This window comes from Paenibacillus thailandensis, from assembly GCF_042685365.1.
GTDB lineage: Bacteria > Bacillota > Bacilli > Paenibacillales > Paenibacillaceae > Paenibacillus_AP > Paenibacillus_AP thailandensis.
Genome location: NZ_JBHUMY010000023.1, coordinates 184,094 through 198,772, shown reverse-complemented (window position 1 = coordinate 198,772; position 14,679 = coordinate 184,094). Strand labels below are relative to the sequence as shown.

The window sequence follows — 14,679 nt, the reverse complement described above, 5'->3', positions numbered from 1 at the left end:
CCCGCAAGCCGCTCCGCCGCCGGAGCGAGCGCCGCCTCGGCGCGCGCAAGCAGCTCGCGCGCTTGCGCGGCCAGCGCGTCCAGCGGGCGTTGCGCCGCGGACGAGCCCCCGTTCGGGGCGGCTTCCTCCCCGCCGCCCGAGAAGGCTGCGGCCGCGCCGGCCTCGTCGAAGCCGGCGAAGCCCGGCGTCGGGTCGAACGGCACCCAGCCCGAGCCCGGGAAGTACACTTCCACCCACGCATGCGCGTCGGACGCCCGTACGGTGTACGAGGTCAAGGACGCCGCTTCCGCTGCGGCCCCCGAACCGACGCCGGCGGAAGCAAGAGGGCTGCTGTCGCCGGTTGACGGCTCTCCCGGCGCGAATCCCTTCACCCATCTCGCCGGAATGCCGACCGCACGCAGCATGACGACCATCGACGACGAAAAATGAACGCAATAGCCTTGCCGCTGCTCAAACAGAAAATAGTCGACGAAATCGGCCCCTTCCGGCGGCAAGCTCGTTTGCTCCAGCGTATAACGGTAGCTGCTCTGGAGAAACGTCTCGACCGCTTTCACTTGATCGTACCGGTTCGTCAAGCCCCCGCCCGCCACCTCCGAGGCGAGCGCCTTCACCCGGCCGGGCAGCGAATCGGGCAGCTGCAAATATTCGGACATATCCGCGGCCGGCTTTTCCGCTTCGGCCTGAAGCCCGCTTGCCGGCGCCGCCGTCAGCCCGCTCCGGAAGCTGCGCAGCATGCCGCTGCCTTCCAGCGGAGCGATCCCCTCCCCCGCCGGGTAAGGCACGCCTTCCCGACCCGGATCGGCCGGCTCTTCCCCGGCTGTTCCCGGGGCCGTTCCCGTTACGGCGACGGCAGCGGCTGCCGGCGTCTCCCTCTCGAGCGCCGCGGCAGTCTCATCTCCGTAGACGCCGAGCCCCCGGAGCGTATCCGGGTCGGTCACCGGCAGCGTGCTGCGGACCGTATAACGCTTGACCGCAGCTTCGCTCGAGAACGGGAACATCGCTCCCGTCGTGCTCGACCGGACATAATGATCCAGATTCAGCTCCGGATCGCCTGCGACGAGCTCAACGATATGCCCGTCGTAGCCGCCGGCGAACAAAGGCCATCCCCGCTTCGGGGTTTGCATGATAACCGTCTGCGTAACGGAACGAGGATCGGACGATCCCGATCCGGCAACGGCGGGAACCGCTTCTCCGGAACGGCCGTCGGCTCCCGCCCCAGCCTCGCCTCCCATTTCGGCTCCATTCCCGGCAAGGCCGGTTCCCGTGCTCCCAAGACTCTCCCCGGCTCCCGGCGCTCCCGCGCTTACCATTTCGGCTCCATTCCCGGCAAGGCCGGTTGCCGTGCTCCCGAAACTTCCCCCGGCTTCCGGCGCTATCGCGTCTGCCCTTTCTGTCACGCTTCCCGATCCGAGGGATGCCGTTTCGCCTGGAGTCGCATCCGTTCCAGGCGCCATTCCGACGCCCGTTTCGGGCGTATCGCCCATTTCGGCTGTGCCCGTTTCGGCAGCATCCCCCGTACCGGCGGCGCCCGCTTGCCCGGACCCTTCTACCGGCTTCGCTCCGCTTTCGGCTTCCGCAGCGCCGCCTTCCCCAAACGCAACTAGCCGCTTTTCCGTCTCCATCAGCATCGTCGCGCCCGAGCCTTCGGTCCAGCCTTTGCCCGTATAGACCGATTTGGCTTCGCCTCGCCAATAAGCGCGAACCGGCGATTGCCCGACAAATACGACGGAATCGTCCCGGCGTATCGGACCGCCAAGCAAGCTGTCGTCAAAACCGTAGCCGGTCGAGCCGGCGGTTCCGCGAACGGCGGCAGCCTGCCGGACCGATCCGCCGCGCTCCGCCATCGTCCGGATCGACTGCTCCACCCGCTCGGACAAAGAAACGGTCCATGCGGCCGGCTCCCCGGACACCGCCCTGCCGTGCGACAGCAGCGCCGCTCCCAAAGCCAGCAGGCAAACGGCTACCAAAGAGGATGCAAGCCAAGAAGAGACCGCTTTGTTTCCGTAACCTTGCCCCGCTTCCCGAACCGTCTGCTCCGCGGCCGCATTCGAGTTTCCTTCCTCCAGCCGCTTCAGGCGCGGCAGCGCGACCGCCGCCGCAAGCAGCAAGCCTTCGGCGGATACGCGGATCAGGGCGCCCAGCACATCCGTGCCGGCAAAAGCGTGCAGAAGCAGCAAATAAGCCGCCGTCACCGCCGCAAAGCCAAGCGCAAGCTGACGCAGCCAGACCAGCGACTGAAGCGACGGAACGAGCATAGCGCAGCCGGCAAAAAGCAGCGCCGTCCGCAGCTCTCCGGAAGCCGCTCCCAAGCCTTGGGCCTGAAAATGGACAAGCTGCTCCCGCAAAGCGCCGGCGAACCGGAGCAGCCAATCCGCCGCCGACTCTCCTTCTCCGCGGAAGATCGTCATGATGCAGAGCAATACCGCAACCGTATGGCCCGTTAAAGCGGCCGGCCAAGGCAGCCGGAACACGCCGACCAGCAAGCAGCAGCCGATAACGGCCAGAAGCGGCCGCAAGCCGTAGAAAGCTCCCCATTCCCCGTCCAGCCAAGGCAGCAGCCATTCCGCCAGCAAGCCGAACAGAAGCGCCGAAGTGTACAGGCGATACAACAAGCTTCGCGAATCGGCCGTCATGTCAAGCGCCTCCTTTCGTATGCGGCATGCCCCCGGCAATCTCCGCGGACAGCCATTCCCATCGGATGCCGAATCGTTCCATGCTCCGCTGCCTTTCGCGTTTCGCCCAAGCTTCAGGTTCGCGGCTCACCACGCATGCTTGAAGCTCCGCTCCCGATCCGGCCATCGCCCCGGCCAGCTCTTTCAGCCTTTCGTCCGTTTGCCCTTCTCCGGTAATGCATACCAATACCGACCCGCCGGCCGCGGCCGCAGATCGCCAAGCGCCATCCGGTTCCAAAATCGCCCCTTGTCCGTCCGCCTTCCATTCGGCCAACCGCTGCAGCAGCGGTTCGATGCCGGCAAACGAGCCGGACCGTACAATGGCCGGTGCCGATGAGCCGCCCGGCGGCCGCAGCTCGGTGCCGCTTACCGATTGTCCGCCTGCGATCAACGACACGGACGCCCCGGCAGCGGCGGCGCGATCGATCATTAACGCAGCCCAGGCCGCCGCGGCGTCGAACAACCGGCTGTCTCCCGCATATGCTTCGGCCGACGTATCAAGCACGACGACCGCGTCCGCTTCCCGCTCCAGTCCTTGCACCTTCGTGCGCAGCCCTCTGCCTTTGGCCGCGCTGCGCCAATCGATAGCGCGAACCGGATCCCCGGCAGCGTAAGGCCGGCTGTCGGGCCCTTTGCCCGGCAGCTTGCGGGCGCTTGCGCGCCATGCATCCTCGGCGGGCTCGGCCTCCGGCGCAATCGAGACGATACGCAGCGCTGAGCCGTCTTTCTTCCGAACGGCCATGCCGGCGAAGGAAGAGGAGTCTGCCCGTAACAAAGCAGGCCATACCGCAGCTTCTCCCGGGCACGGAATCGTCCGGCGCACCGCCGTCAAGCCAAACAAATCCCCCGCTGCGACTTCGACCGCGGAGAAACGGTAAACGCCCCGCCGCACAGGAATGGCGTATCCCCATTCCATAACGCGGCTTGCGATGGGAATGGGCGATATACGGACCGGCAGGCTGCCTTCCTCCGCAGGTACGCTGACATTGACGATATCCTCGCTTACGGCAAGCCAGACGAACGGGAACGGCCATGCCGGCGACAGCTTAAGGCGCACGGGCAACTGCTCCCCGTCGCGGACCGGCACGGCCGGCAGCGCCCGCTCCGCTTGTATCCCCGATAAGGCCATCCTTGGACCCGCTCCGCTTAACAACATGACTCCGCCCAATACAACCGACAAGAAGACGGGGATCGCCCCGCCCGTCGTCGCCGCAGCAGCGACAGACCCGGCAAAAGCCGCTGCAAGCAACACCCATGCGCCGATGCGCGTTCTATAAGCGTGGCTGCCGGGACGGTCTCCGACGCCTTTTCTCTCGCGGCTGCCGCTATCGGTACCGTGTCTTACTGTGCGTCCATCTTCGGCTCCACTGCTCCCGGAACGTCCGCCTCCCGCGCCATTTCTCCCGGGACGACCGTTTTCACTCCCGTTCTTGGGTTGGGTTCCGTTTGCTGTGGGGCGTCCTTCGACGCTCCTTCTGCCGGGCCCGCTCATCGGCCTCTTCCTCCCGCAGCAGCGTCCGATGCAGCTTGCTCCGGCCAAGGCGTCTCCCGCAATATCCGCCGCAATACGGCGGATGCTCCTCCCGCCGCCGCGGAACTGTGCCTTGCGGCAAGGCGATGCGCCAGCACCGGCTCGGCCACGCCAAGCAAATCGTCGGGAATGACATACCCTCTGCCTTCGATGTACGCTCTCGCTTTCGCCGCCCGCAGCCAATCGCGTCCCGCCCGGGGACTTAGGCCAAGCGTTAGCTCCGGATGGCTGCGCGACGCTTCGGCAACGCGGGCGATATATTCGAGAAGCCCGGGATGAACGTGGGCGCCCGCGGCTTCGCGCTGCATGCCCTGCCATTCCTCGAGGGCGATAACGGCCCGGATGTTATGCGGCTCCATCCTTCTGTCCTCCGCATATTGCTCCAGCATGCGGACTTCGTCGCGCAATGACGGATAGCCGATCGATATGCGCATCATGAACCGGTCCAGCTGCGCCTCCGGCAGCCTGCTCGTCCCTTCATAAGGAACCGGGTTTTGCGTGGCGATCAGCATAAAAGGCTCGGGCAGCCGCCTCGTAACGCCGTCCAGCGTCACGTTCCGCTCCTCCATCGCTTCCAGCAGCGCGGATTGCGTCCGGGGCGATGTCCGGTTCATTTCGTCGGCGAGCACAACGTTGGCCATGATCGGGCCCGGGCGGAACACGAATTCCCCGGTCCGCCCGTCCCATACATTGCCCCCCGTCACGTCCGCCGGGAGCATGTCCGACGTAAACTGAATCCGGCTGAACGACCCTCCTATCGCGCGCGCGCATGCATGCGCCAATATCGTTTTGCCTACGCCAGGCACGTCCTCCAGCAGCACATGGCCGCCGGCGAGCATCGCCGTCATCGTATGGCGGATCGCGTCCTTTTTGCCCAGCAGCACCGCCTCTATTCGGTTCGCCATGCGGGCTAACAGAACCGTGCTTTCTTCTCCGTGCTCACCGGGTTCGACCGGCGTTACCGTATGGAATTTGGAAAAGATCATCTTATAACGACCTCCGGAACGATAGATTCTATTCTATCTTCCAGTGTCGCCAGCTTCCTTTCGATTTAGACCTGCTAGAATCGCGCTCATTTAAGCGACGCGGCATTCTTGGCCCGGAACGCCGGCCGATTGCCCCGCGACCGTCCGCTGCAGAACGGTTTCCTCCCCGTCCGCGTTAAGCGGCCTCCTGCGGCTTGGCCCAGACGTTCCGCTCTTTCCCGTTGAACGAAATTTGATAGATTTGCAGGCCATAACGATCCAGCGCTTTGCGCAGCGGCACATAGGCGGCGCCAGCCCCGTCATCTTGAGGCCGTGCCTCCGCTTCTTGTTCGGGCAAGCCGAGCTCGTCGCCGGAAAAGCGGTACGTCCCGCCGTCCAGCGCGGCTTCATAACCGCTTCCGTCCGGCAGCGGGGCGACGCTTCCTCCCAGACCTTCCGTCAATACGTCCAGCGGCACGTACAATACGCCTTTCGCGAGCCTGTAATCAGATGCTTCAAATCGCACATCCTTATCGGCTGCATGTATAACGAGTACCGGCTCGTCCTTGGTCTGGCTGCGCCGCTGCGCATAAGCCGCTTCTTTGAACGCCGCGATTTGCCCGTCCGTAACGGGGGGCCTGGTCCATTTCAGCTTCGCCGCTTGGGCGAAACGGACCGGCTCGGTATCGCCGTTCAAGACGCCAAACGCGTATCCGAGCTTGTTGTAATAGTCGATGATCGCGGGAAGCGCTTGAACCGTAGCTTGGCGATCCCCGCCGTCATGAAGCAATACGACCAGCTTGTCCTTCAGCGGCGAAGCTTTGATATTCCCCATAATTTCCTCGGCGGTTACCTCCTTGCCCTTCGAATCGCCGCTGTCGACGTTCCAGTCGTGCAGCCGGAAGCCGGCTTCGTCCATCGCCCGAAAAATAACCTTCGTCGAAGTTGCCGAACGTCCCGCCGGGAGCCCGCACCAGCTCCGTCCGCACGCCCGCGGCCGCATAAATCGCATCCTCCGTCGCCAGCACCTGCTCCGCAAACGCGTCGAAGCCGCCGTACAGCTTGTCGTAGACATGATCGTAAGTATGGTTTCCGACGCCGTGCCCTTCTTTGACGATGCGCCTCACGATATCCGGATGCAGCTCCACGTATTTCCCCAGCATAAAAAACGTCCCTTTCACCCCGGCCGCCTGCAGCACGTCCAGCACTTCCGGCGTATGCTTTCCGGGCCCGTCGTCAAAGGTCAAATACACCGTCCGCTCCGGCTGCTCGACCGGCTGCTTGCCCGGCTTGTCCGGTTGGGCCGCTCCCGCCCGCTCCCCGCTCGTCCCGCCCCTCTGCTCCTCTCCCGACCGATCGCCGCTTAACGCGGCCTTCTCCAGCTCTGCGGTCCGGCCGCTTCGCCCCGCCGTTTGCGCTTCTCCCGCCTGCCCGCCGCTTAGTCTCCCGTTGCCGCCCGCACCATCCGCGAACTTCAGCAGCGGGAAGGAATGGCCGGCTGCCGCGTAAGCTTGTCCCGCTGCCGCCTCGGCTCCCTCTCCTTGCGCCCGCTCGACCTTCGCCAAGCCGTGCCCTTCGCCTATCGATACCGCCGCCGACAACAACACCGCGCAAAGGAACGTTTTCCCCATACGAATCATTTCTTAACGGCCACCTTTCTATCAATCCGCCTCATTTGCAAGAGTATATGATAGAAACGAAGGAGACATGACAACAGCCGCGCGGCCCCGCTCCCCATGAAACGGCCCTAAACGCAAAAAAACCGCCGCATCAGCAACCCGGGTTGCTGATGCGGCGGCCTAAAAACGCGGTACTTTTCGATAGCTTACAAATATCCTTCACACGAACATTAGCGGCCGGCCTATTGCATGGTCCGCACCGCCTCCAGCACGGTTTGCACGTGTCCTTTCACGCGGACGCCGCGCCACTCCTTCACAAGCACGCCGTTCTCGTCGATGAGAAACGTCGAGCGGACGATGCCCATATATTCCCGGCCGTACAGCTTCTTCAGCTGCCATACGCCAAACAGCTCGCACACTTTATGCTCCTCGTCCGTGAGCAGCACGAAAGGAAGCCGCTGCTTGTCGGCAAACCGCTTGTGGCTTTTGGCATTGTCCATGCTGATGCCGATGACCGCCGCACCGCTTGCCGCCAGCGCTTCGTAGCTGTCGCGGAAATCGCAAGCCTCCTGCGTGCAGGCCGGCGTCGCGTCCTTCGGATAAAAATAAACGATCACTTTCCGTCCCCGGTAATCGCTCAGCGCCACGCCGCGTCCGTCCGCGTCGGGCAGCTTAAAATCGGGGACCGGCCGACCCAATTGCACCTGTTCCATTACTCCCCCTCCTTTCCATCAAGACGGCACCGCAAGTCAGCTTCCCGCTCCGCGGTACCGCTTAACCCCGTAATTCCAGAGCGACAACCCAAGCCCGAAAACGACAAGCCCCATTACCGGCGTAAGCCAAGCAAGTCTGGACATACCGTCACCTTTATCCTCCAAAAAGTAAGAAGCCGGAATGACGCCGGCAAAAGCGAACGGCAGCAGCCAGGTCAGCAGAAAACGGATCGCTTTATTGTAAATGTTAACGGGATAACGGCCGTAATTCTGTATATTGTACATAAGCGGCATAATGCCCGTCGGCGAGTCCGAGAAGAACGAAATCGCCGCGAGCGCGGTATAGATGCCCGCGTATACAAGCACCGCGCCGATGACGAACAAGGCGATCAGAAGCAAGTCGTACAGATGGAACGGCAAGCCAAGCTCCGCCCAGCACGACGCCATAATGACGGCGCCTACCGCCGAGCCGACAAGCGCGGGCGGATCGACATTTTCGAGCAGCACTTGAAGCAGGCTGTGGGCGGGACGCGTCAGAATCCGGTCCATTTCCCCTTTGACGATATATCTTTCGCCGAAATTCCAGACGTTGAAGATCATGCCGAAAATACCGTAAGGAATCATAAAAAAGCCGTATACGAATATGACTTCCGCCTGCGACCAGCCGCCGAGCGACGACGTATGGCGGAACACGACCCATATGAAAATCAGGTTCAAAGCTTGCGACAGCAGATCCGACATCACTTCGATCCAGAAGTCCGAACGGTAAGCGAGCCTCGTTTTGGCGTAGTTTTTCAAGTATTCCCAGAACAAAACCAAATTTCTCATCTCGACTCACCCCCCCTGCACGAACAGCCGCTTGCGGGCGGACCGCCACATGAACGTAATCGGAAGGAGCAGCGCAACAAACCAGAGAAGCTGCAAGCCAAGGGCAGAACCCGCTTCGCCAAGCGGCGTGCGCCCGGTAAAGAAGGCGCTTGGCAAATAAGTGATCGCCTGGAAGGGCAGCCATTGCATCGCGGCCGACAGCCACCCCGGAAGGAACGCAATCGGCACGATCACCCCCGAAAACAGATCGACCAGCACTCGCTTCATGCGGATCATGCCGTCGATGTTTTCGATAAAAAAGGCGCACAGTCCCGTCAATATATTAAGCTGCGAATTGATCAGAAAGCTGAAAAACAGCATGACCAGATAAACGGCCCACGCCTTCGGATCGGTCGGCAGCTTCACCGGGAACAGCAAGCAAGCGATGACCATGCCCGGCACCATAAAAAGCAGCAGCCGGAACAAGCCTTCGCCGAAGCCTTGCATCATTTTGACCATCAAATACGAATAAGGCCGGGTCATCTGGACGGCGACGCTGCCGTCGCGCACCTCGCTTGCGATCTCGCGGTCGAGGTTGTTGAAATAAAACGCCCGCGCCATCCACGATACCGCCACATAGGTCGTCATTTGCGCCGCCGTGAATCCGGCAAGAGACGGCTGATCGCCGTATATCGCCTTCCACAGGAAATAATACGCGCCGATATTAATGGCATAAATGATAATACCCGAATAATAATTAACGCGGTAAGCCAGCATCGTCAAAAACCGGATGCGGATAAACTCCAGGCAAGTGCTTACGCTCATCATCGCAATACCGGCTCCTTCTTCTCTTCCGTATGTCCGGAAGCGGAAACGGCCGGGGACGCCGCCGAGCCCGACGAATAAATTTCCCGGACGATGTCGTCCGTGTTCGTTTCGAATATTTTAATATCCCGAATGTCCGCTCCGCCGACCACTCTGGCCAGCGCCTCGGACACGTTCACCTCGTTCGGCACCCACATCGTGGCCGTTACCTCGTTTTCGGCTTTCCATTCCACGCCGATGCCTGCGGTCAACCCTTGCAGCAGCGGCAGCGGCGTAGGCTTGCCGAACTGGAACTGAATTTCTTTCCCTTTGCTCCATCGCTGCTTCAGCTCGTCCAACCCGCCGTCGTAGATGACTTTGCCGTCGTCCAGCATAATGACGCGCGAGCATAACGCCTCGATATCCTGCAAATCGTGCGTGGTCAGCAGGATGGTCGTGCCGTGCTCCCGGTTCATGTCCTTCAGAAAGTCGCGGATTTCCGACTTCACGACAATGTCGAGACCGATCGTAGGCTCGTCCAGAAACAAAATCGACGGGCGGTGAAGCAGCGACGCCACAAGCTCGCACCTCATGCGCTGGCCGAGGCTAAGCTTGCGGACCGGGCGGCTCAGCAAATCGCCGAGACGAAGCCGCTCCACAAGCTCGTCCAGCCGGCTGCGGAATTCCCGCTCCGGCACGCGGTATACTTTTTTCAGCAGCTGGAACGACTCGATGACGCCGATATCCCACCATAGCTGGGAACGTTGGCCGAACACGACGCCGATTCCTTGCACGAACCGTTCCCGGTCCTTGAAAGGGATGAACCCGTTAACCCGGATATGGCCGGACGTCGGCATCAGGATGCCGGTAAGCATTTTGATGGTCGTCGACTTTCCCGCGCCGTTCTCTCCGATATAGCCGCATATTTCCCCTTGCGGAATTTGAAACGAAATCGATTTGACCGCTTCGATTTCCCGGTATTCCCGATGAAACAAATCTTTCAGGGCGCCGGACAAGCCTTCCCTGTTTTTGGAGACCCGAAACGTCTTCGTTAATTGTTGTACGTCAATGGCTTGCATCATTTTGTATAAATTTCCTCCCATGCTGAATCGGCCTTCCGTCCCGTTCGCCAATCGATAATGGCCGTAATGGCGCGCTTTCCGGCCATAAGCCGGGCTTCGGGCCGCCCGTGAAAACGTTCGACATTTCCCGGGCAATTGCGATAATATTCCATGGAATTGTATAAAACTTGCTTCCACTCGACCTTGAGCTTTATAATTTTATGATATGTAATATTACAATACGAATTACAAAAGGAAAAGCGACTGTTGAAAGGAGCACTTTTAAACCGATGCGGAAAAATCCGACGAAAAAGAAACCATGGAAATGGGTGCTTATAACCGTCCTGGTGCTGTTATGCGCCGGCATTGCGGGCGCAACGGTATGGGGAGTTGGCGTTTATAAAGCGCTGGACGATTTCAGCAAAGAGCCCGGAGAGTCGCGTTTCGACGGGTTTGTCGACCAGCCGGAACTGGAACCTCCGAAATGGGAAGGCACCGAGCGCGTCAATATTTTGCTGCTTGGCGGCGACGCCCGCGGATTGGACGAAGATCAGGTTCCCCGCTCCGACTCGATGCTGATCGCTTCGCTTGATCCGGTCACCAAAAAAGCCCACTTGTTCTCCGTCCTTCGCGATACGTACGTCGATATCGAAGGCCATGGCCGGGGACGCATCAATACGGCTTTTTCGCTGGGCGGTCCGGAGCTGGCGATGAAGACGATCGGCGATTTGCTTGGAATCGATATCCAGTATTATGTTTATACCGATTTTGAAGGATTTAAAGCGCTTGTCGATGCGATAGGCGGAGTCGACTTCGAGGTCGAAAAGGATATGCACTATACGGACAACGCCGACGGCAACCGTTACGATATCGACTTGGAAGCCGGCTATCAGCATCTGGACGGCGACAAGGCGCTGCAATACGTGCGGTTCCGCCACGACGCGATGAGCGACTTCACGCGGACCGAACGCCAGCGCAATTTCTTGATGGCCGTAGCGAAAAAGATGCAATCCACTTGGAACATCGTTCAGATGAAAAAAATATTGGACAGCGTCTCGCCGTATATCGAAACGAACCTGGAAGTGTCGGATATGCTGAAGCTTGGCCAGCTTGGCGTCGAAAGCCATGTTGCCGGCACGGCCCAGGTTCCGCCGATGGAGCTGATCGGCGAGGACAACGTGGCCGGCGCATCCGTTATCGCCGTCAAGGATTTGGACGAGCTCAAAGAGTTCGTTCAAGAGGAGCTGGCCAGCGACGATACGATGCCAGGCGCGGACCCGTCCGCTTCTCCGGGCGCTGAAGGCACGGAGACGAACGGCTTGGACGCGGATGGCACGGAAGCCGACGGCACATAAACCGGCGGCTCCGGAGGCGAACAGCCCGGCCGCCACGCGAACAGCCAGACCGTCACGCGAGCCGCGCGATAGCGGGCGGCATGAAGGCTAGCGCGGCATCGTCTCCCCTTGACCGGGAATGCAGAACAACAGCACAATCCAATACGAGCTTTCGGGCAACTCCAAGCCGCCTCTCAAACGGCGGCTTGGAGTTGCTTTTTTCAAGCTCCGTACAAGGGACAGCTGATCTAAACGCGTACATAGGTGCAATAACGAAAAAACCGCCCTTTAGCGGTGAATGTCCATTTTTTGGGCCGTTACTGCTGGAGTTGCATGGAATGTGCGCGGCTTAACTGCAATAATGCAGTTAGTAAAGGCAACGCATACAGCAATCGCTAAAATAACTGCTAAAATGCAGTTAGAGACCGACATTTCACCTAAACCAGGCGAGATGAATAAGGTTTTTACTGTATTTTCGCTGTTAATCAGCAGTTTGAGCCCATAATGGCCAGATTTAACTGTATTTTTACAACTAACGTTGCCGGCTAACCGGCGGCAGGATTTTGGCAGCTAACGATGCCGGCTAGCCGGCGGCAGGTCGCATTTACGGCAGGCCCATGCTTCCGAAGCTCGGTTTATCTCAAAGCCTGCTCAAGAAACCTTGCTCACAAAACTTTAGGAGGGACACGAATGATGTCAACGAAACGCAACCGCTCGAATGAGCTTTACGAAGAAGCGCTTAAGCATATTGTCGGAGGCGTCAACAGCCCGTCCCGTTCGTTCAAGGCGGTCGGCGGCGGAGCCCCCGTCTTTATGGAGCGGGCGCAAGGCGCTTATTTCTGGGATGTCGACGGCAACAAATATATCGATTACCTTGCCGCTTACGGCCCGATCATTACCGGTCACGCCCACCCGCACATTACGGAGGCGATCACCCGCGCCGCGCAGAACGGCACGCTTTACGGCACGCCGACCGAGCTTGAAATCCATATGGCCCGCATGCTGAAGGAAGCCGTCCCGTCGCTCGACAAAGTACGGTTCGTCAACTCCGGCACCGAAGCGGTCATGAGTACGATCCGCGTGGCGCGCGCCTATACGGGCCGCAATAAAATTATCAAGTTCGCCGGCTGCTACCACGGCCACTCCGATCTCGTGCTCGTCGCAGCGGGCTCCGGGCCGTCCACGCTTGGCATTCCGGACAGCGCCGGCATCCCTGGCAGCATTGCGCAAGAAGTCATTACCGTTCCGTTCAACGATCTGGACGGTCTTGCGCAAGCGCTGGAACGGTGGGGCGCCGAGACCGCCGCAGTCATGGTGGAGCCGATCGTCGGCAACTTCGGCATGGTTATGCCGAAGCCGGGCTTCCTGGAAGGATTGTGCCGGATGGCCCGCGAATACGGGGCGCTGGTCATTTACGACGAGGTCATTACCGGCTTCCGCTTTCATTACGGCCTGGCCCAAACTTACGAAGCGTTCCCGGATCGTGCGGCGGTCGAGCCCGATCTGACGGCGATGGGCAAAGTTATCGGCGGAGGTTTGCCGATCGGCGCCTACGGCGGCCGGAAGCAAATCATGGATCAAGTCGCTCCGCTTGGCCCGGCGTACCAAGCCGGTACGATGGCCGGCAACCCGGCTTCGATCGCGTCCGGCATCGCGTGTCTTGAAGTGCTGCAGGAGGAAGGCGTATACGACCGGATGAACGCGCTGGCGGTCAAGCTGGCGGACGGATTGCAATCCGCTGCCGAACGCCACGGCGTGCCGCTTACGATTAACCGCATCCGCGGCTCGCTGTCGACTCACTTCTGCGACCATCCGGTTACGAACTATGAAGAGTCCCAGAATACGGACGGCGAAATGTTCGGCCGCTTCTTCAACCTGATGCTGGATCAAGGCATCTGCCTCGCCCCGTCCAAATACGAGGCTTGGTTCATTACGACGGCCCATACCGAAGCGGACATCGACGCTACGGTTGCCGCGGCCGAGTACGCTTTCTCGAAGCTGTAACGCAGCATAAGGCTCTTAATCGGTATCGCGCAAAACAAATTCATCCACAGCAAAACGGCTGTCCGCTGCGTTAGCAGCGGCAGCCGTTTTGATTAAATCCGCTTATCATTGTTCCGATCATGACAGGCTCCTTACTTATTTGCGCGAGAAGCGCCTCCCTTCGGTTGGTTGCGCGAAGCTCCGGGCCACAGATGACGCGGAACGAACTGCGACATCGCGTTAAAAATCCCGCCCCACTGAACCTCGGACAACATCGACACGGGCGTTTCCGGATCGAGGCCGATGTTTCTTCTCAGCTGCTTAAGCTGAGGCCGCGTGAACAAGCCCCTTAATGCAGCCTCGAAGGCCGCCGCGGGATCGCGCAGCGCCCATTCGGCCAGTCCCCTGAACGCCGCGCATTACTTGTACGGGACGATCGGCGCGGTTTTCCGGCTGATGACGACGATGGCCGACTCCACGCGGGGCGGAGGCGAGAAGCATTCCCTTGGAACGGTTTTGACATATCGCAATTCAAACCACATCTTCCAACATAAAACGTAATCGTTCCGGATCGCTTTGGACGTAAATCTGCGGGCGGCGCCTTTCTCCATCACGATGACCCCTTTTTGAAATCCCGAGGACGGGCGGTCCAGCAGCATTTTCATAATAGGCGTCGTAAGAGCATACGGAATATTCGATACGACGGCGAATTTCCCTTGCGGCAGCCTGATCTTCATGATGTCCTGCCGAATGATCTTGACGTTCGAATGCGACGACGTTTTCTGCGCCAGATGATCGACAAGCTTCGCGTCGTATTCAACCGCGAGCACGCTGCCGGCTTTTTGCATCAGTCTGGTCGTCAGCGCCCCTTTTCCGGCTCCGAGCTCAAGAACCGTATCTTCGCCTCCTAGATGTACGCAATTCACAATCTCATCGAGAATCCCCGGATGGTGCAAGAAGTGCTGCCCGGAGAAATTGGGAGGCTCTCCCCGGTATGTCTTCTTGTCAAATTTCACGCGCTTTGTTCTGGTCAACTTTATCGCTCCCTTTCCGAAAAACGAAAAAAATCACGGACAATCTGCCCGTGATTCGAGAAAGCGGAAAGAGACCGCCCATTTACAACCAATGTGCGGGGGTTATGGGTCAGCGCAAAGAAACGTTATCTTATGTCTCCATAAGAAAACATAAAA

The 14,679-nt window shown here is 59.9% G+C and carries 11 protein-coding genes and 1 pseudogene; 2 read left to right on the top strand and 10 right to left on the bottom strand.

Annotated features, from left to right (window positions below):
- From ACFSW5_RS18450 to ACFSW5_RS18410, 9 genes are all read right to left on the bottom strand, one after another.
- On the bottom strand, nt 1-2,633 hold a 2,633-nt coding region (locus ACFSW5_RS18450), incomplete at its 3' end, for a transglutaminase-like domain-containing protein (protein WP_379276178.1).
- A 1-nt stretch (nt 2,634) separates the two neighbouring features.
- Complete coding sequence (locus ACFSW5_RS18445; protein WP_379276176.1) at nt 2,635-4,164, bottom strand: DUF58 domain-containing protein; 1,530 nt, start codon at nt 4,162-4,164, stop codon at nt 2,635-2,637.
- On the bottom strand, nt 4,161-5,189 hold the full coding sequence (locus tag ACFSW5_RS18440) for an AAA family ATPase (RefSeq protein WP_379276174.1): 1,029 nt from the start codon (nt 5,187-5,189) through the stop codon (nt 4,161-4,163). Before ACFSW5_RS18440 ends, ACFSW5_RS18445 begins: the two co-directional genes overlap by 4 nt.
- A 175-nt stretch (nt 5,190-5,364) precedes the next feature.
- Nucleotides 5,365-6,003, bottom strand: coding sequence for a hypothetical protein (locus ACFSW5_RS18435; RefSeq protein WP_379276172.1), 639 nt, complete (start codon nt 6,001-6,003; stop codon nt 5,365-5,367).
- The gene (locus tag ACFSW5_RS18430) at nt 5,948-6,808 is read right to left on the bottom strand and encodes a polysaccharide deacetylase family protein (RefSeq protein WP_379276169.1); all 861 of its coding nucleotides are present in this window, start codon (nt 6,806-6,808) and stop codon (nt 5,948-5,950) included. Before ACFSW5_RS18430 ends, ACFSW5_RS18435 begins: the two co-directional genes overlap by 56 nt.
- A 221-nt stretch (nt 6,809-7,029) precedes the next feature.
- Nucleotides 7,030-7,500: a thioredoxin-dependent thiol peroxidase gene (gene bcp, locus ACFSW5_RS18425; RefSeq protein ID WP_379276166.1), complete on the bottom strand. Its 471-nt coding sequence runs from the start codon at nt 7,498-7,500 to the stop codon at nt 7,030-7,032.
- Between the two features lie 36 nt (nt 7,501-7,536).
- Nucleotides 7,537-8,328 (bottom strand): ABC transporter permease, encoded by a 792-nt coding sequence (locus ACFSW5_RS18420; RefSeq protein WP_379276164.1) that lies wholly within the window; start codon nt 8,326-8,328, stop codon nt 7,537-7,539.
- 6 nt (nt 8,329-8,334) lie between these two features.
- On the bottom strand, nt 8,335-9,135 hold the full coding sequence (locus ACFSW5_RS18415) for an ABC transporter permease (RefSeq protein WP_379276162.1): 801 nt from the start codon (nt 9,133-9,135) through the stop codon (nt 8,335-8,337).
- Complete coding sequence (locus tag ACFSW5_RS18410; RefSeq protein WP_379276208.1) at nt 9,132-10,190, bottom strand: ABC transporter ATP-binding protein; 1,059 nt, start codon at nt 10,188-10,190, stop codon at nt 9,132-9,134. Before ACFSW5_RS18410 ends, ACFSW5_RS18415 begins: the two co-directional genes overlap by 4 nt.
- 272 nt (nt 10,191-10,462) lie before the next feature.
- On the opposite strand from ACFSW5_RS18410, the gene ACFSW5_RS18405 reads away from it, so the two are divergent.
- The gene (locus tag ACFSW5_RS18405) at nt 10,463-11,527 is read left to right on the top strand and encodes an LCP family protein (protein WP_379276160.1); all 1,065 of its coding nucleotides are present in this window, start codon (nt 10,463-10,465) and stop codon (nt 11,525-11,527) included.
- Nucleotides 11,528-12,199: 672 nt separating this feature from the next.
- Nucleotides 12,200-13,510 carry a glutamate-1-semialdehyde 2,1-aminomutase gene (locus tag ACFSW5_RS18400; protein WP_379276206.1) on the top strand — a complete coding sequence of 437 codons (1,311 nt, stop codon included), beginning with the start codon at nt 12,200-12,202 and terminating at the stop codon, nt 13,508-13,510.
- A gap of 131 nt (nt 13,511-13,641) precedes the next feature.
- Here the strand turns inward: ACFSW5_RS18400 and erm are convergent.
- A pseudogene (gene erm / locus ACFSW5_RS18395) lies at nt 13,642-14,523 on the bottom strand (23S ribosomal RNA methyltransferase Erm).
- Nucleotides 14,524-14,679: the final 156 nt, after the last annotated feature.